The organism is Marinobacterium iners DSM 11526 (genome assembly GCF_900107855.1).
Taxonomy (GTDB): domain Bacteria; phylum Pseudomonadota; class Gammaproteobacteria; order Pseudomonadales; family Balneatricaceae; genus Marinobacterium; species Marinobacterium iners.
The window spans coordinates 93,976-111,856 of sequence record NZ_FNRJ01000008.1; the positions used below are offsets into that span (position 1 = coordinate 93,976).

General features: G+C 56.7%; 15 protein-coding genes. 2 read left to right on the forward strand and 13 right to left on the reverse strand.

Annotated features, from left to right (window positions below; all coding sequences use genetic code 11):
* Positions 1 to 63 precede the first annotated feature (63 nt).
* The 3 genes from BLV48_RS10395 to BLV48_RS10405 form a co-directional block, all read right to left on the reverse strand.
* Complete coding sequence (locus BLV48_RS10395) at positions 64 to 1,479, reverse strand: aldehyde dehydrogenase family protein (RefSeq protein ID WP_091826663.1); 1,416 nt, start codon at positions 1,477 to 1,479, stop codon at positions 64 to 66.
* A gap of 74 nt (positions 1,480 to 1,553) precedes the next feature.
* The gene (locus BLV48_RS10400) at positions 1,554 to 2,867 is read right to left on the reverse strand and encodes an alginate export family protein (RefSeq protein ID WP_091826665.1); all 1,314 of its coding nucleotides are present in this window, start codon (positions 2,865 to 2,867) and stop codon (positions 1,554 to 1,556) included.
* 157 nt (positions 2,868 to 3,024) lie between these two features.
* Entirely contained in the window at positions 3,025 to 4,986 is a 1,962-nt protein-coding gene (locus BLV48_RS10405; RefSeq protein WP_091826667.1) for a sigma-54-dependent Fis family transcriptional regulator, read from the reverse strand.
* 104 nt (positions 4,987 to 5,090) lie between these two features.
* On the opposite strand from BLV48_RS10405, the gene BLV48_RS10410 reads away from it, so the two are divergent.
* Positions 5,091 to 5,603: a Slp family lipoprotein gene (locus tag BLV48_RS10410; protein WP_091826668.1), complete on the forward strand. Its 513-nt coding sequence runs from the start codon at positions 5,091 to 5,093 to the stop codon at positions 5,601 to 5,603.
* 56 nt (positions 5,604 to 5,659) lie between these two features.
* Here the strand turns inward: BLV48_RS10410 and BLV48_RS10415 are convergent, their stop codons facing one another.
* The 5 genes from BLV48_RS10415 to peaA form a co-directional block, all read right to left on the reverse strand.
* Positions 5,660 to 6,988, reverse strand: coding sequence for an alginate export family protein (locus BLV48_RS10415; RefSeq protein WP_091826670.1), 1,329 nt, complete (start codon positions 6,986 to 6,988; stop codon positions 5,660 to 5,662).
* A 106-nt stretch (positions 6,989 to 7,094) separates the two neighbouring features.
* Positions 7,095 to 8,219 (reverse strand): quinohemoprotein amine dehydrogenase subunit beta, encoded by a 1,125-nt coding sequence (peaD, locus tag BLV48_RS10420; RefSeq protein ID WP_091826671.1) that lies wholly within the window; start codon positions 8,217 to 8,219, stop codon positions 7,095 to 7,097.
* Between the two features lie 18 nt (positions 8,220 to 8,237).
* The gene (gene qhpC / locus BLV48_RS10425; protein ID WP_091826673.1) at positions 8,238 to 8,564 is read right to left on the reverse strand and encodes a quinohemoprotein amine dehydrogenase subunit gamma; all 327 of its coding nucleotides are present in this window, start codon (positions 8,562 to 8,564) and stop codon (positions 8,238 to 8,240) included.
* Position 8,565: 1 nt separating this feature from the next.
* Entirely contained in the window at positions 8,566 to 9,996 is a 1,431-nt protein-coding gene (gene peaB, locus BLV48_RS10430) for a quinohemoprotein amine dehydrogenase maturation protein (RefSeq protein ID WP_091826675.1), read from the reverse strand.
* A gap of 72 nt (positions 9,997 to 10,068) precedes the next feature.
* Entirely contained in the window at positions 10,069 to 11,658 is a 1,590-nt protein-coding gene (peaA, locus tag BLV48_RS10435) for a quinohemoprotein amine dehydrogenase subunit alpha (protein ID WP_217632991.1), read from the reverse strand.
* Positions 11,659 to 12,082: 424 nt separating this feature from the next.
* Here peaA and BLV48_RS10440 point away from each other — a divergent pair, with 424 nt between their 5' ends.
* Positions 12,083 to 13,573 (forward strand): aldehyde dehydrogenase family protein, encoded by a 1,491-nt coding sequence (locus BLV48_RS10440; protein WP_091826679.1) that lies wholly within the window; start codon positions 12,083 to 12,085, stop codon positions 13,571 to 13,573.
* A 40-nt stretch (positions 13,574 to 13,613) separates the two neighbouring features.
* Here BLV48_RS10440 and BLV48_RS10445 read toward each other — a convergent pair whose 3' ends face one another.
* The 5 genes from BLV48_RS10445 to BLV48_RS10465 form a co-directional block, all read right to left on the reverse strand.
* Positions 13,614 to 14,330 carry a GNAT family N-acetyltransferase gene (locus tag BLV48_RS10445; protein ID WP_091826681.1) on the reverse strand — a complete coding sequence of 239 codons (717 nt, stop codon included), beginning with the start codon at positions 14,328 to 14,330 and terminating at the stop codon, positions 13,614 to 13,616.
* Complete coding sequence (locus tag BLV48_RS10450; RefSeq protein ID WP_091826682.1) at positions 14,330 to 14,779, reverse strand: DMT family transporter; 450 nt, start codon at positions 14,777 to 14,779, stop codon at positions 14,330 to 14,332. The genes BLV48_RS10445 and BLV48_RS10450 overlap by 1 nt, the downstream gene beginning before the upstream one ends.
* Positions 14,776 to 15,411 (reverse strand): NAD(P)H-dependent oxidoreductase, encoded by a 636-nt coding sequence (locus tag BLV48_RS10455; RefSeq protein WP_091826684.1) that lies wholly within the window; start codon positions 15,409 to 15,411, stop codon positions 14,776 to 14,778. The genes BLV48_RS10450 and BLV48_RS10455 overlap by 4 nt, the downstream gene beginning before the upstream one ends.
* A 97-nt stretch (positions 15,412 to 15,508) precedes the next feature.
* Positions 15,509 to 16,096 (reverse strand): Crp/Fnr family transcriptional regulator, encoded by a 588-nt coding sequence (locus BLV48_RS10460; protein WP_091826686.1) that lies wholly within the window; start codon positions 16,094 to 16,096, stop codon positions 15,509 to 15,511.
* A gap of 113 nt (positions 16,097 to 16,209) precedes the next feature.
* Positions 16,210 to 17,799, reverse strand: coding sequence for a GGDEF domain-containing protein (locus BLV48_RS10465; RefSeq protein ID WP_217632992.1), 1,590 nt, complete (start codon positions 17,797 to 17,799; stop codon positions 16,210 to 16,212).
* Between the last annotated feature and the right edge of the window lie 82 nt (positions 17,800 to 17,881).

The following is a 17,881-nucleotide window of genomic DNA, read 5'->3' on the forward strand; positions in this document are numbered from 1 at the left end:
GGGGGCCGAGGCCCCCGGAAGCACTTCCGTAGCGTTGAACTTTGAAGTGAGATGATGAAAAAATCAGCCGCGGCTGATGTTGAGCAGTTGCGGAGCCGTGTATTCCAAAAGTCCTTCTTCGCCAAACTCCAGGCCAAAGCCGGACATCTTGCAGCCACCGAAGGGGCAGTGGGGCAAGACTTCAGCATGGTTGTTGATCCAGGCAGTACCACATTCAAGCCGTGATGCCACCTTGCGTGCCGCCTCGATATCGGTGCCCCAAACAGAGCCACCCAAACCGTTGACGTTATTGTTGGCACGGGCCACTGCATCGTCGATATCGCTGTAGCGAACCACCGGCAGTACCGGGCCAAACTGTTCTTCATCCACCAGACGCACGCCATCACTCAGGCCTGCAACGATGGTTGGCGGGTAGAAGTAACCGGCACCGGCCAGCGGTGCACCGCCAGACAGAATCTGTCCACCCTGCGCCTTGGCATCTTCGACCAGCTCAGACACCAGATCAAACTGTGCCTTGTTCTGTACCGGACCAAAGGTCACACCCTCGTCCAGCCCTGGGCCAACTTTCTGCTCAGATGCAATTTTGGCCAGACGCTGGCACAGGTCGTCATACTGAGATTCATGCACGTACAGACGCTTGAGCGCGGCACAGGTCTGTCCCATGTTGAGGAATGCGGTCTGGAAGATGGCAGGCGCCACCTTGTCCAGGTCGGCATCCGGCAACACGATACCGGCATCATTGCCACCCAGCTCAAGCGTCAGGCGCTTCAGGTTATCGGCCGCCTTGCGCATGATGTCCTGACCAGTCGGGGTGGAGCCGGTAAAGACAATCTTCTGAATGTTGGGATGAGATGTCATGGCTCGGCCGATACCGCCCTCGCCAGTAACAATGTTGGCCACGCCCGCGGGCACGACCTGATTGATCAGCTCAACCAGTTTCAGTGTGCTGAACGGCGTAAATGAGGACGGCTTGGACACGAAGGTGTTACCAGTACGAAGCGCTGGCATCAGGTGCCAAACCGCAATCATCAGCGGCCAGTTCCAGGGGGTGATCGACCCCACCACACCCAGCGGCTTGCGGTGCAATTCAACAAGACGCTCAGGGCTGTCTTCGATCAGCTTAACCGGGATATCCAGATCAGCCGTATAACGAGTCCAGCCGATGGCACCACCGACTTCCATCTGCGCCAGTGCTAGGGGCTTGCCCTGCTCAAGAGTCACCAACCGTGCCAGTTCTTCTGCATTGGCCTCGATCAGATCGGCAATCTTGTGCAGCATCGCCTTTCGCTCGGCATCGGGCGTGTGCTGGTAAGTCTTGAACGCTTCGGCAGCCGCCGCAACCGCCTGATCCACCTGCTCCGGCGAAGCAGCCGGACAGTCCGCAAAGGCCTCTTCAGTCGCCGGATTGATCACCGGGAAGGCATCACGGTCACCCTGTACCGCCTGACCGTTGATGAAGAGTGAAAATGTAGTCTGCATAAAAAATCCTTTGTCTACAGATGACACAGCCGATGCAGGCACCGGCTGTGTGTTGTTCAAATGCTTGGTAGAAATCAGAACGGAACGATCGCAATCACCTGACCGTAGACGTTGGTGTCGTTACCACCCAATTGTGATCCGGCGCTGCTGTCAGGCTTGTAGAAGCCGACCAGCGGGCTCACGATCAGATTTGGTGTCACCACCCATTCGGCATAGAGATCCAGTTCCTGACCATCCATGAAACCTGCATCGGTATCGCTGAAATTGAAGTACAAGGCACCGACACTCAGCATCTCTGTGGGATTAGCTTTCACACCTACATGGTGAACATCAGTTCCTGTATTGAACGGACCGGCATAGTTGGCCGCCACTTCACCCTGGAACCAGGTGCCGTAACCACGGTTGAAGCCGAAGAACAACGGATCAAAGCCTTCATCGAAGCTGGAATAGCGGTAGTTTACGCTCGGCGACCAGGGCATGTCGGCAAAGGTCCAGCCTGCTTCTACATACCAGGCATCACCATCTGCCTGAGAACTGTCGCCCTGATCCTGGGTGACGATTTCACCGGAAAGGAACAGGTTTTCGACACCGGCGTTGCCCTGATAGCGCAAGCTCAATGTCTGCTGTCCGTCACGATGTGTCGCGCCACCATTCATGACGTCCAGGCCCTCAATGTAGGCCACACCAAAGGTGCCTTCCGGCATCACGTACTCGGCATTAATACCCGCGAGTTCCATTTTGGACTGGGCTACGTTGTCAGACTCCAGCCAGAACAGGTCGGCACGCATTCCTTCGGCACCACCGACACGCACGATGGCAGTACGGTCAAACGCTTTGCGCGCGGCCAGCCAGTAGGCACCGCCACGATCCATCTCTGGTCCAAGCGCATCACCGAAGTTCAGCGCATCGCCATTGATCAGGAAGCCGTCACCAATGGAGAAATTCTGACGGCCAAAAGAAAACTCCAGACCATCTTCACCCAATGCCGGGATCAGGCTACCGGAGCGCCAGCCCACGTATGCATCTTCAAGATCCGTTTCACTTTCATCACCTGATGTGAAACCACCGGCATCACCATCGCCCCAGGTTGCCGAGCTGACCAGATTCAAACCACCAAATACACTGGCACCGGAGCTGTAGGCATGGCTGCCGGACAGACCATACTTGATATAACCTTCCTGCCAGCTGGAACGACCCGGGTCGGTTTTAGCACCCAAACCATAGCTCTCTTTGCTGGTAAAAACGCCAAATACCGCCTCAATGTCGAGGTTCAGTTCGGTGCCGTTTTCGCTGTGAAGGGTATAGGCAGAAGCAGAAGCTGACAGGCCTGCCGCAACGGCAGCCGTCAGGAGGTATCCGGAAGTGCGACGGAAGATCTGATTTTTCATGGGCGTGATTCCTTGGGAACATGTCCGATAGCCGGACGTCCAGCTACCGTGTCTACGCTGTGTATTATTGTTAACGACACTAAGCGTAGAACGCCGCTGTAAACCAGTTTCGTGTTTATTGTGTGAACTTGTACCCTTTTGTAACAAGTTGTAAATATCAGGCCAGACCCAGGGATTTCATGCGTCGATACAACGTGGCACGACTGATCCCCAACTCGGTGGCGGCCGCCGTGACGTTGCCTTGCTGCTGCTCCAATGCCTGACGAATCAGCGCCTCCTGAGTTTCCTGCAATGTGCCACAAGGAGCGGGAGCGTGCACCAGTTCATCCAGGAACTCATCACTCAAGTGATCTTCACTCAGGCGGGTTTCTTCAGGCTCCATAAAGGCCAACGCCACTTTCAGTACCATTTCCAGTTGGCGCACGTTACCCGGCCAGTGATATTCGGACAGTTGCTGCAGCAGCTGCGGCTCAATGCTAACTTCGGATCGACCCAACTGACTCAGCAAACGTTCACACAGACCTTTAAAATCACTACGCTCACGCAGTGCCGGCAGCCGAACACAGACACCGTTCAAGCGATAGTACAAATCTTCACGGAAACTGCCTTCTGCCACCATCTGTTTCAAATTACGGTGCGTCGCGCCGATCAACGCAATATCCAGTACCACTTCCTCGGCACCACCTAATGGAGCCACCTTACGCTCCTGCAGCACTCTCAGCAGGCGAGCCTGCAGCGACAGCGGCATATCCCCGATCTCGTCCAGAAACAGAGTCCCGCCATTCGCCTGCTGGAAGCGCCCAACCATGCCACCCTTGCGAGAGCCCGTAAATGCCCCTTCCCGATAGCCAAACAGCTCGGACTCAATCAGCCCTTCAGGAATAGCGGCACAATTGACTGCTACAAAGGGCTCCCCTGCGCGGGCACTGGTACGGTGCAAGGCCTGTGCTGCCACCTCCTTGCCACTGCCAGTCTCGCCACTGAGAAGCACCGGGATATCCTGATCCAGCGCCTTTACAGCCATGGTCATCGAGCGCTGCAGCCTGGGCTCACCGGCCGCAAAGCACTCCAGCGGACGGGGCTGTCTATCTGCTGCAGGAGCAGTGCCGGGTTTAAGGTTGGGGGCCAACCCGGTAAGACGCTTAGGAAACTGCAGCAGCTCACAGAACAGTTCGCCCGCCCGGGTTTGCAAAGAGGCGATACGTTGGCGCATACAGGTGTTAAGCAAAACACCGATCTTTTCTCCCACCAGCTCATCCAGCGTCCGGTTGACGATCTGTTCACGGCTGCGGCCCAACAATTGACAGCCCTGCTCGTTGATGGCCAGCAGGCGACCTTCCTCATCCAGTGCCACCAATCCCTGCCATGCCGAGCGCAAATACTGCTGGCGGGTATGAAAAGCCAGTACGATCTGATTCTGGTACTGACCCGCGAACAAACGCCCCTCGATACTGCGGGCAGCCAGCTGTACGACTCCCAGTGTATCCTGAGGCTGGCTGTTGCGGCCGATGCGTGTCAGATCCAATACACCAATCAGTTGACCGCTCGCATCAATCAGAGGGGAAGACGTGCAGGAAAAATGAGATACCGTATCGAGAAAGTGCTCTTCCTCGTTGATCAGAATGGGGCGGCGCTCTATGACGGCGGTACCGATAGCGTTGGTTCCCCGGTGTGTTTCACTCCAGGAAACACCCTGACGCAACGCCAACTGCCTTGAGGGGGTAATGATGTCATCACTGCCTTCAAGCGCCAGAATGCGAGCATCCGCATTGGCCAGCATGATCAGCCCCTGATCACCAAACTGGTGCGCCAGCTGCTCTATTTCGGGCATGGCCGCATGAATAAGCAGCTCGTGTTGCTGACGAAAACCCTTCAGGTCGTTGACCTCGTCAATCAACTGCTGCGACTGACTGGAGTTGGTCAGCCCTGCATCAAGGCTGCGCCGCCAAGAAGCTTCAATTTCATCACGCAGATAACCACAGGGGAGTTCTCCCTCCTGCTGCAGCCGCTCACGGGCAACGCGGGCGGCATGAACGGGATCACTGATCAGATCCTGACGTAAACGGGGTGCCATGTTTCCGGCCTCTTTATTGTTATTTTCCGGATATAATATCGACATAAATTGTCACTCCTGTATACGCCAAAGACAGTCGAGGCGCAAACCTCTCGCCGCTCTCTTACTGTCACAGAGCAATATACAGGCCAGTGTTCACAGGAGCCCCCATGAACCGTTTAATGCTTGTCTTTATCGTCCTTTTCATCAATGGCTGCGCGACGGTCCCATCCGATTTGCGCTCAGGGCCTGATCAGGCTCTATTGCCGTTTTCTGAGGCCTCTACCGTAATAACTCATGGCCAAGCCGCCCGCTGGGGTGGCGAGATTGCCCATGTCAGCAACCTGCAGCAGGGTAGCCAGCTGGAGGTGGTTCAGTTTTCACTCAATGCCAGCGGTCGTCCGCTGAAAACGGATAAAAGCGGTGGTCGCTTCAGAATTCTGGTACCAGGCTTTATCGACCCAGCCATTTATGCGCCCGGCAGATTGGTAACCGCGCTGGGCACCTTTACCGGCATCAAGCAGGGCAAGGTCGGCGAGCAGGAGTATGCGTTCCCGACACTGGAATCAGAACAGATACACCTTTGGCCCGAAATCAAGGATCCGCCGGTGCATTGTGACTGTGACCCGTTTTTCAGCAGCCCCTTCATGATGCGGCCCATTATTGTCGTGCCTGCAAAGTAGTTCAGGCTGGGCGGTTTCCCGCCCTGCCCTTCAGCTGCATCCGTTCCCGACCTCGATCAGAACGGTACGATTGCAATCACCTGACCGTAGACATTGGTGTCGTCTGTGCCGATCTGGCTGCCGCCATTGGCGCTGCTGTTATCAGGCGTGTAGAAACCGATCAGCGGGCTTATGATCAGGTTGGGTGTGACCACCCACTCGGCATAAAGATCCAGCTCCTGTCCGTCCAGGGCTCCGGAGCCCCCAGCGGTATCACTGAAATCAAAAAACAATGCGCCAATACTCAGCATCTCGGTTGGACTGGCTTTTATCCCGATATGATGGACATCGGTATCCGAATTGAAGGGGCCTGCATAGTTGGCGGCCACCTCACCCTGGAACCAGGTGCCGTAACCTCGGTTGAAACCGAAGAACAGCGGATCAAAGCCTTCATCGAAAGTGACGTAACGGTAGTTCACGCTCGGTGACCAAGGCATGTCGGCAAAGGTCCAGCCCGCTTCCACATACCAGGCATCGCCATCCTTGCGCGTATTGTCGCCCTGATCCTGAGTCACGAACTCACCGGATAAAAACAGGTTCTCGACACCCGCATTGCCCTGATAGCGCAGGCTCAGGGTCTGCTGACCGTCACGGTGGGTATAACCCAGTGCCTGAGCGTACTTGTCATTGACCCCCAAGCCTTCAATATAAGCCACGCCCACGGTGCCTTCAGGCATCACATACTCGGCGTTGATACCGGCCAGCTCGGTCATCGCCTGCGCCGGGTTATCTGACTCAATCCAGAACAGGTCGGCACGCAAGCCTTCGGCACCACCGATACGCGCGATAGCAGTGCGATCAAACGCCTTGCGCGCTGCCAGCCAGTACGCGCCACCTCGGTCAAAATCGTAGCCACCGCCATTAAGCGCATCACCCAGGTTCAGGGCATCGCCATTGATCAGGAAACCATCGCCAATGGAGAAGTTTTGGCGGCCGAATGAGAACTCCAGACCATCATCACCCAATGCCGGGATCAGGCTGCCGGAGCGCCAGCCCACATAGGCATCTTCGAGATCCGTTTCGCTTTCATCGCCCGTGGTAAAGCCGCCGGCATCACCGTCACCCCATGTACCTGAACTCACCAGATTGAGGCCTCCATAAACACTGGCCCCTGACGGGTAGGCATGGCTGCCGGAGAAACCGTACTTGATGTAGCCTTCCTGCCAGTCGGAGCCGCCGCCTTCAGTTTTGGCACCCAGCCCATAGCTTTCTTCACTGGTGAAGACACCGAACACCGCTTCAATATCAAGGTTCAACTCAGTGCCATTTTCACTGTGAAGCGTGTAGGCCGACGCGTGCGCCGACATCAGTGCAGCCACCGTGGCCGCGAGGATCGTCTTTGTCATTCTGCAGTACTCCTGATACTCCTGTCTTTTGGCACCGGAAAAGGGCCCGGACTTGCGTCCGGGCAAACCCGGTCAGGCCATGAGTGCAGACAGGGGAATGATGAAATCAGCGGATGAAAACCTGTGAAGTAGAGATCGCCATATCGCCACCGGGCAGCTGGATGTTGCCCAGCTTTTCCATGCTGTCGGCATCGTAGATTGCTACGTCATTGAACGTGCCGCCCAAATAGATCTTGGAACCTTCGTGGTTGATGGCAACACAGTAGTAGGAATGATCCAGCTCGGCGGCGGCGATCAGCTCCTTTTTCTCGATGTCATATTTGGCCAGACGGTTAAGTACGCCAAACACCAGGTTCGGGTCCTTGGGCGAGCGCACGCCACTGAAATAGATCTCGGTGATCGGACCAAAATCCGTTGTCTCGGTCTCACCGGTTTCAAGGTTGATATTCATGAAACCATAGATCCAGTCAGCCGTGTCCAGGTTGTAGCTTTCATCCTGAAACTTCGCAGTGGTGTAGAGGATGGTGAAATCCTTGGACGGGGCCTGTATCGGCCAGGCGTTCAAGACATCCGGTGGTGCATACAGGGGACGTTCCCAATTGCGGCTGGGAATGGCAACTCCGACCTCACCGGTGTTCACATCCACCTTGTAGATGTCGGCCCCGGCCATGTAGAGCGTACCATCGGCACCGGTCTGCATTACGGTCACCTGTCGCGGTGACGGAAAGGTACGAACCGGTTTGGCATCAAGCCCCGCACTGGTGTCGTACACCGCCAGGCGAGCCGGCTGAACGCGATAGTGGTCGCGGTTCAGCATGGTGGGGTTCTGTACTGCATACAGCTCCGAACCATCCGGGCTCAATGTAAACGAGAAGATCGACTTGGTGCGTTCGTTCTTCTGCAATGACATTTTGGCATGGAAGGTAATGTCACAGTTGTCCAGATTAACGCCATAGATATCCTCATAGCGGTTGTTGAGGATATAGGCTGTTTTTCCATCCGGGGCCATCTGAGTCACACCAGGGCCAAATGCATCCGGCAGATCGCAACTCTTGTAGAGGCTGTCGCTCTGCAGATCGATCACATGCATGTTGTTGGGGTAGTTGGCCACGATCATGTATTCGTTGCCTTCCTTGAGTGCCGGCCCCTTGGCCAGCACGGCACCGGACAGCGTGGTGCCCAACACCAGTGCCGCCGCCGGGATCAGAGATGTAAATCGCTTGTTGTCCATTATCAGGTCACCCTCGGCTTAGTTCTTGTCTTTCGGGAACACGGTACCCAGGTTGCGCCAGTCATCTTTCGAGTTCATGGCGTCCTTGTTCCAATCCGGGTAGGTATTCATCATGTCCGGCACCTGTGCAGGCCACCAGCAGGGGTCTGCACAGCCATATAAATCAGCTTCCATCGGCTGGCACAGCGAGGTTACGCCGCCAAAGGCATCGATCTCCCAGCCCGGGTCGGTAGTGGCGGTACAGCCTGCCAGTGAACTCATGGCCACGATCTCTTCCACACTGTCGTCGGCCACGGCCTGAGTGAGCAGCTGAGCCTTGTTGTTGATCGCTTTGAGATGTTTCATATCAGTGCGCCCTCCGCGGCGAGATGTACTGGTCTATGAAGGCGGGGTTGGCCGCCATGATGCGGCTGTAGACTTCGATGCCGAAGTCGACCCAGTCTCGCATCAGGTCGCAGTAGTGATAGGTTGGATGAGTGGGATCCCCGTAGCGGGCATAGCTTTCGTGATAGCAGCCGCCTGAACACAGGTTGCGGATGCGACAGCTGGCACAGCCGGTATCGGTTCGATCGAGCCGCTTGGAGAGAAAGTCCCCCAGCTCCACCTGCTGGACACCGGTTTTCACATTGCCAAACGTCGGCATGTCGGACCCGGTGAACCGGTGGCAGAGATTGAGTTCCCCCTCATGATCCACCGCCAGCATTTTCAGGCCGGCGCCACAGGGCAGGGCCTTTTTATGGCCTTCGTGCAGGTCGGTGATTAGCTGATGCATGTTGGAGAAACCGATATTGCGGTGCTCCAGTGCCGCATCGAGATAGCGCTGACCAAGGCGTTTCATGCCGGCAAACACTTCGATCAACTCTTCTGAACTGAGGTTATAGCTGCTGATGTCGCCAGAGGTAACCGGTGCAAAGCCCACCTCAGAAAAGCCCATCTCGTTGAACAGGTGATCCCAGATCCGCTCCACCTCTGTGGTGCCACGGGTCAGCGTGACACGCGCTCCGATGGGACGTGAGTCGTACCGCTCCAGCAGCCTCAACGCCTTGCGACGCACAACATCGTAAGTACCCTGGCCACCCACGGTGATACGGTTTTTGTCATGAATTGCCTTGGGGCCATCCATGCTGACCGACAAACCGAAACGATGGGCATTGAGCCAATCGATGATCTCATCGGTCAGCAGTGTGGCATTGGTGGTCATGACGAAATCGAGCTGTTTGCCCAGTTCGGCAAAGCGGCGCTCGCAGTAGTCCACCATCGCTTCAATCAGCGGCCGGTTGCTCAGCGGCTCACCGCCAAAGAACACCACCGTGTAGCGTTCTTCGTCGGGTGATTCGCGCAGCAGCATCTCCACCGAATCAATTGCAGTCTGCAGCTCCATCTTGCGACCGGCGGACGGGATATCCAGGTCTTCCTTGTAGCAGTAGGTACAGCTGAGGTTGCAGCCGGTATTGACGTTCAGTACCACGGTTGTGAGTGGAAACTGATCAACCCGGCGGGTACCGATTTCATCCGTCAGCGGCCGGCCATCATTGACCAGCTCCAGCGCCAGCAGCTCTCGCACCGTTTCGGTAATCTCCTGCTCCGTGAAACGGTTGCTCAGCTCGGCCACCAGCGCTTCGGCGGAGTGTTCCTGTCCGCGCAGCCGATCGAGAATGTCCGACGTCAGGTTGTCCAGCGCAAACAGCGAACTGGACGGTATGTGGAACAACATGCGGGTATCCCCGACCTGCACTTCATGCAGGTTGTGTTCCACCAGATCGAGTACAGCGCCCATGTCTGTTCTCCCCTGTTAGGTTGCCATCCGGATGCCTGCAGGCATCCCCCCTTCTCTGCCATCGGGCATCTGTCAGGGGATCGGAGGGTTGTTCCAGCGCTGTACCGTCACAATCATCTGCCCTTCGGCATTGTGCGTGTCGTCGCCATCCATCACCGTTGCCTGTACTTTCAGGTTACCGGCGTTGTTGGTCATCATGCGTCGCTCAGGATTGGGACCCGCAGCGGCTGGCGTGAATACACCAGTATCCGGGTTCATCTGGCCGGTAAAGCGAACATCCCCATCAGCCTCGGCCACTTCATCAAATGGCGCCACTGCCCATTGCGCAGGCATCATGCCGATGCGGTAGTCATCGTCGGTACCGGGCTTGCCGTCCGGCCCAACGGCCCAGGCTTCAGCTTCAAAACGAGCCTCCACTTTCGGTGTTGAGCTGCCATTGCCACCCACACGGGCCACGGCAAACTCCGGCACCACTTTCACCTGAGCGATGCGATCATAGACAGCAAAGCGCCCGCCCTGAGCGTCGCCCACACTCACCTCATGAATGCCCGAGGCGGCCTCGGATGCTCTGGCACGTACCTTGATCAGGCTGTCGCTTTCACTGATCACCTCGATAACATCAATGCCCTGGCCCAATACCGGCATGCCCTTAAGACCTGTACCGATAATGCTGACCTCAGCTTGGTTGCCCGCCCTGATGTAAGCCGGCTGCAGTGCCAGTACCCGGCTGTTGCCATCGGCACGCGCCGCTACCACATCAGCCCCCACTTCATCGTGATCACGCAGGAACATGCGACCTTCCAGCTGCCCATTGCGCAGCGCAAACACCTGTCGCATGGCGCGCCCATCGATCTCAAGATCCGCACGCCACTCATAGCCGGTATACACCACCGCCATGCCCTGCCCCTGAATGGGAGCGCCGTCGTCATACTGGCCACTGAGGCTGACTTGATACTGATCCTGACCCTCTGCGGGCATGACCTTCATCTCGGCATGGAAGGCGCCACGACCCGGCATATGGCCCACCAGCGTCCAACCACCGCTGACCGACGCTGCCGGCTGCTGCTGCCATTGATCCCAGGCTGCGGATTCCATGGGCAAGGCTTCAGCCAGATGCGGCACCATCTGATTCAGCGCAAGCTCGAACCAATCTCGATCACGCGCCAGCGCCTGAAATTCGGTTGTAGGCCACTGGCCCAGATGGAAGTGCACCAGATGCTCCCACTCTTCAGCGGGCCGACGCTGCAGCAGCACACGTGCTCCTGAGTGACAGCGGGCACACATCTCGGTAAATTCCTGCGATTCGAACGCTTCAGATGTATTCAGACGACGCTCAAGTGCATAGCGGGCTCCTTCGGTTTCTTCCGGTGCCAGCCCCTGCCGGTCTGCCAGATATTTCACCAGCGTGCGCCGGTCTTCATCGCTGATCTGCAGGCCATGCATGATCTGCATGCGGGCAATTGTCATCAACCAACCTTCCGGCGTTTTGCGTTGATGGCTGATACGGCTCCACTGCTGGTCTGCCTCCTGGGTGTGGCACGCCAGACACTTGCTGCTGATAATCTGCTCGGCACTGTCGTTGGCCATGGCCGTCTGAGCACTCACCGCCAGCGCCAATGCCAGCAGCCCCCCGCCCAGCGGTTTCAGAGTTGTTGTATTCAAGGTCCGACCTCCTTCTGTGGTCATTGCAAGGGGCATCTGTCGGGACGCCCGTCGAGATCCAGGTCAATGTTGAGTCACAAAGGAGGTAGCACAGCCTGTGCCAAGTTCATCTTTTCAAAACAAAACAGTCACTTGAGTGAAATATTACGACTTTCGAACCCGTCAGCCAGGCAGCGTAATCTGTTTAATATCGCGACACCTGTTTCATCCTGAGACACACGCCCATTTTCACGGCCTGACGCCGGAATAGCGGGCTGAATCAGATTCAGACAGTTGTCTCATTCTGCGACAGGCCATAACAGCCAGAACATGGGCACATGAAAATAAAGTTATTAATTTTCATATAGTTAGAATTTAGTCAAAACTGGCACAGCCATTGCGATACAGGGGAGACAGACTCAACGACAACGATAAGAGGTTCACCATGACGGAGTTTGCCCTTCACTCTGATACTCAGGCTTTCATCAACCGTCGCCACAACCTGCTGATTGGCGATCAACGCCCTGCCGGTACTGACGGCCGAGAAATTGATGTTATCAATCCCGCCACTGGTGAGTGCTTCACCAAAGTGGCATGCGGCACCGCCGCTGATATTGATCAAGCCGTCGCAACGGCACGCCAGACGTTCGAGGACTCCAGCTGGAGCCGCATGACACCGGTCGAACGCGAGCGACTGTTATGGCGTTTTGCCGATCTGATCGAGGCCAACGCCGACTCGCTGGCCGAGATCGAGTGTCTCGACAATGGCAAGAGCGTCGCCATCGCCAAGGGAGTGGATATCCAGCTGGCCGTCAACTTTCTGCGCTACATGGCCGGCTGGGCAACCAAAATAGAGGGCAGCTCGGTACAGCCTTCGGTGCCCTTCATGCCCGGCGCGCAGTTCCACGGCTACACGCGGCGTGAGCCGGTTGGTGTCGTAGGTGCCATTGTGGCCTGGAACTTCCCGTTGCTGCTGGCCTGCTGGAAGCTTGGCCCGGCACTGGCGACCGGGTGCACCGTCGTACTGAAGCCGGCTGAAGATACCCCTCTGACCGCGTTACGCCTGGGTGAATTGGCACTGGAAGCAGGCTATCCGCCCGGAGTGTTGAACGTTGTCCCAGGACTCGGTGGTGATGCCGGTGCAGCCCTGTCTTCGCACCCTGATGTCGACAAGCTCACTTTCACCGGCTCGACCGGTGTCGGCAAGCTGATCGGCAAAGCCGCCATGGACCACATGACGCGGGTTACCCTTGAGCTGGGCGGCAAATCACCCACCATCGTGCTGGAAGACGCCGATCCGCAGGAGGCCGCTGCGGGGGCCGCCAATGCGATCTTCTTCAATCAGGGACAGGTGTGCTGTGCCGGTTCGCGCCTGTATGTGCAGCGCAAGCTGTTTGACAATCTGGTGGCGGATATCACCGATATCGCGGCCAGGATTCGTCTGGGTAACGGACTGGACCCAAACACCGAAATGGGGCCACTGGTTTCCGCCGTGCAGCAGCAGCGGGTACAGGGCTTTATCGAAAAAGGGCTGGCCGAGGGTGCCAGAATCACCACTGGTGGTGATCGTCAGGGGCCCGGCTTCTTCATCCAGCCCACGGTGGTGGTGGATGTGGATCAGCGTTCAACACTGGTACAGGAGGAGATCTTCGGCCCGGTACTGGTGGCCATGCCGTTTGATGACATCGATGAGGCAGTCAGAATTGCCAATGACAGCCAGTATGGCCTCGGTGCCAGTATCTGGTCGAATAATCTGTCGGCGGTCCATCGCATGATTCCCCGCATCAAGTCCGGCAGCGTGTGGGTCAACTGTCACACCGCACTGGACCCATCGCTGCCGTTTGGCGGTTTCAAGCAATCCGGTCTCGGGCGGGAAATGGGCGCGGCCTGTATCGAGCACTACACCGAGATCAAGTCGGTACTGATGAAGGTGTAATCAGCCTTGCCGGTGGTAGCCAAGCCTCTGCCGGCATCCCTCAGGCGCGGCGGTAGCTGCGGATGTTGAATTGCGGCTGGAACCCCAGTTTGCGATACAGCGGCTCGCCAGCCGCCGAGGCCTGAAGACAGACATAATCAGCCCCAGCCGACTGCGCCCTCGCCAGCAGTTCGCACATCAATGCATATGCAATCCGCTGCCCCTGCAACTCAGGCGGTACTCCAACCTGATGCACCCCCATAATCGGTCCAGTGCGGTAGAGAACTGCTGTCGCAAGCGGTCTTCCCTCTCCCCATGCCCAGAGAACCTCCACGTCCGCCTGCCGACGCAGTTGGTCGATTACATCAACGTCCAGCCGGTAGCCAAATGCGCGTCCACACAGGTCCGACCACTGTCTGGCCTGTTGTCGGCTGTCGATCAATCTGACGTCCAGCCGAGCACTGGCAGGCGGCGGTGCATAAGCCTCCAGGGGCAGTATCATCGCCAGCTGTTCAAGCCCCACTTCCAACCCGTGTTGACTCAAAGCGCTTTCCAGAACCCGGCTGGACTCACCCGCATGCCAAACAGGAAACAGGTAGTGGGCCGGGATACACTCAATAGCACTCAGGCCATCGGCCGCTTGCCGGGCAGGGCTGTGCCAACACCGGTGTGGCCAGCGCGTCGAACAATGGAGTCCTCCTGCGGCTTGTGTAGCACCCATTAACTGCCAAAGACCTATTAAATTATCGACATTGGCACGTTCAAGCAGCGTTTCCATCAGGTTTTCTCCCAGTAAATCAGGCTGACACCGGCCACCAGTATCAGCAGACCCATCACACGTGTCAGATTCATAGGTTTCACCGGCTGATCAAACCAGCCGAAGTGACTGGCAATCACGGCGAGTACAATTTGGCCGGTCAAGGCAAACGACATCATCGGCCCTACGCCCATACGCGGGATCAAAAAATAAAACATGCCCACACCAAAAGCACTGATGATACCGCCTCCCCAAAGGTACAGAGGCACCGCCTGCAGGCGGTCCACGCTGGGCATGCCCGCACGCTGAAACACAACCACCAGCAGGGACACCAGACACGCTACCGCAAAAGCGACTCCTGTCCCCAGCATGGTGCTGCCCAACTCCACTCCAAGCCGGGCGTTGATGCCCGCTTGAATCGCAATGGCACCTCCGGCAGAAAGCGCCAGCCAAGGCAGCAGACTGCTCACGCCAGCACCCGGGTCATCACCTGCGCCGGCAAACGCACTTTCGGCAGGTCTGCGACGGTATCCTCGGCGTGGCGCACCCCCAGAGGACAGATCGCCACACTCCTCAACCCCTGATCGGCAAGCCCCAGCAGCGCATCATAGCCGGCAGCATCAAACCCGGTCATGGGACAGCTATCAATGCCCAGCAGAGCGGCACTGGTTAAACAGGTCCCCAGCGCCAGATATACCTGTTGGTCGGCCCAGTGTGATTTCTCCTGATCGGTCATATTGTTGAAATAGTCCCTCAGGTGCGCCTGAAAGTCCCGATACGCCTCGATATCGCCTCCCCGTTGCCGCGCCATGAGTTCGATATGCGCAGCCACAAAGGCTTCATCTATCCGTGTCACGGCGGCAAAGACCAGCAAATGGGAGGCGTGGACAACCTTATCCTGTCCCATGGAATAGGCCAGCAGATCAGTGCGCAGCTCAGGGTTGCTGATGACAAGAATACGGTAGGGCTGCAGACCAAAGGCGCCTGGGCTCAGGCGTGTCGCTTCCAGCAAGGGTTCCAGTTGCTGTTGCTCGGTGGTCAGTGTGGTATTGGCAAACTGTTTAACGGCATAACGCCAGTTCAACGCATTCAAGGGGGACATAATCGACTCCAGTCTTGTGGTCACATAGCGGGATGCCCGCTGACTGGGTCCAGATTACGCACGTCGGCCCTGCCCCTCATTTACATAGGTTGATCACTCAGGATTTTTTTCGAATCCGGCTTAGCTGGGTCGGTGTCACCCCTAGATGGGATGCGATGTGATACTGCGGCAGGCGTGTCAGCAGCTCGGGATACTCCCGTTGAAACGCCTGATATCGCTCGGCTGCATCCTGCTGTACCAGACGTATCTCGCGGGTATCCTTGTCCAGCAACCAATGCCTCTCAAGGTAGTGAATGTGGAACAGTTTAAGATCTTCACTGCGATACAGAAGATCGCGAAAGGCCTGAAAATTGATTTCGATGATGACCGAGTCTTCCAGCGCCTCTATCGAATGCAATGAGGGCTCCTGGCGCAGCAGAGCGGTCATTGACCCGGGGAAGCGACCTTCCTGAAAGAAGTTCTTGTTAAATTCATTGCCTTTCTCATCCAGAACAAAGACCCGAAACAACCCCTGACATACAAAGGCAAAGGAGCGCGGCACCTCACCCACCCGGCATATCTGCGTTTGCTTTGTAACCTGCCGGTAATGACAAATCTCCGTCAACGCCTGCCAGGTTTCATCCGATAGCGGATAATAGCCGGACATGACTTCGCGTAACTGGATAAATGCCTGTTTCTTATTCATTTTGCCCCCACCTGCTGACGCCGCAGTATACGCTGAAAGCCAGACGCTATTGGAAGGGCCGTAAATACACCGGTAGTTCAGACCGGATGCACGGTTCGATCGCGCAGGCGGCTTTAGTTGGCAACCTGAACCCTGTTGCGACCGGATGATTTGGCTGCGTAAAGCGCATTATCTGCGCGGTGTATAAGGGTTTCGACGCGCATGTTGAGGTGTGGCCTGTTTGAGGCCACGCCAAGACTGATGCTGACATGTCCTGTCGGCCCGTGAGCGTGTGGAATCCTCACCCCTGCCACAGCAGCCCTTAATTGCTCGGCGAGCTGTTTCGCGTGGGAAAGATCCAGCCCCGGCAAAAGAACGATGAACTCTTCGCCCCCGTAACGCGCAATCATGTCACCGCTGCGCTTCAGCTGATCTGACATCACTTGTGCCACCTGACGCAGGCAATCATCACCCGCCTGGTGCCCATAAGTATCGTTAAAGCGCTTGAAAACATCGACATCAGCCATCACGATGGCCAGCCTAGTGCCGTCGCGTAATGCCCGTCGCCACTCATGTTCAAGCTGTTGATCGAATGAGCGACGGTTGGGTATGCCGGTCAGGGCATCGGTTGTACTCAAACGCTCCAACTCGGCATTCATCTTTTGCAAATGCATGTTCGCCTGCTCCAGCTGCTGCTCTGCCTGGCGACGAGCATCGACGAAAACCGCAAAGCTGGCCCCCATCGTGCTGATTTCATCACTGCCTGATTCAGGAACAGGCACCTGCTTACCCTGCAGATGTGCCTGCATTGCAGCATTGAGACGATTTATCCGGAGTACGATATGGCGCCGGATATACATAATGGCACCGAACGTTATGGCGAGCAGAGTCAATGATGCCAGCAACAGTCCAAACAACGAACTGCGAATCAGCTTCTGGTGGTCTGTAATGGCCTGTTGAGCCGACGCTTTCAGCTGCAGATGGTAGCTGAAACTTGCCCCTGTCAGCTTTTGGGCCAGTACCCGGGTTTCCCGCGCCGTTGCCAAACTTGCCCGCGACGCCTTCAATAACGGTCCTCGGCTCCTGAACGCTTCAGGCAATACTTCGGTAAGCTGACGGCGCAACTCGAGCAGTTCTTCATCTTCAAGTGGCAATAATGCCAGTTTCTGTAACGCTTGCTCACAAGCGCGTTCCAGTTGTGCTACATGCCCCGGACGTTCAGCACTCAATGCTGACGAAGCGGCAACCAGTGCGGTCAGCGCATGACTGATAAAACGCTGCTGGTCAGGAGACTGCGCACCGAAGTCACTCAGCGGTAACCGTTGCTGTAATATGAATAGTGTGTCGATTAACTGAAGATGCTCGGTTTGTAGTTGTTTTTCCAGTTCAAGGCGCTGATCCAGCTGCCCCAGGCTCAGGAAAAACGGCTCCTGCCAACGATCAAGCTCTCTGTTTGCTGCCCTATCGGCATCGGCTGACGACGACAACTGCTGCAGTCGGTCACGTGCAGAGCGGTAAAGGCCAGCCAGATTCTCTGTCCGCTGACTGCCCGCACTGATGGAGCGACGGCTACCCACCATCATTTCAAACACTTCAGCAGCAATGATCTCTGCATCTCGGGTAAGTTCAGCGGCCGCCATGGCACGGCCAAACTCACGATCTGCCAGGTTACTGAACCCCTGGTATTGCTGGAACATCACATAACCAACAGCTGATACAGCCATCAGATACAATCCGAAAATTGTACCGATGATCAGTGTCAGTCGAGTACCTATGCTTGTGTGCGGTTGTTGCATAACGGCGCTG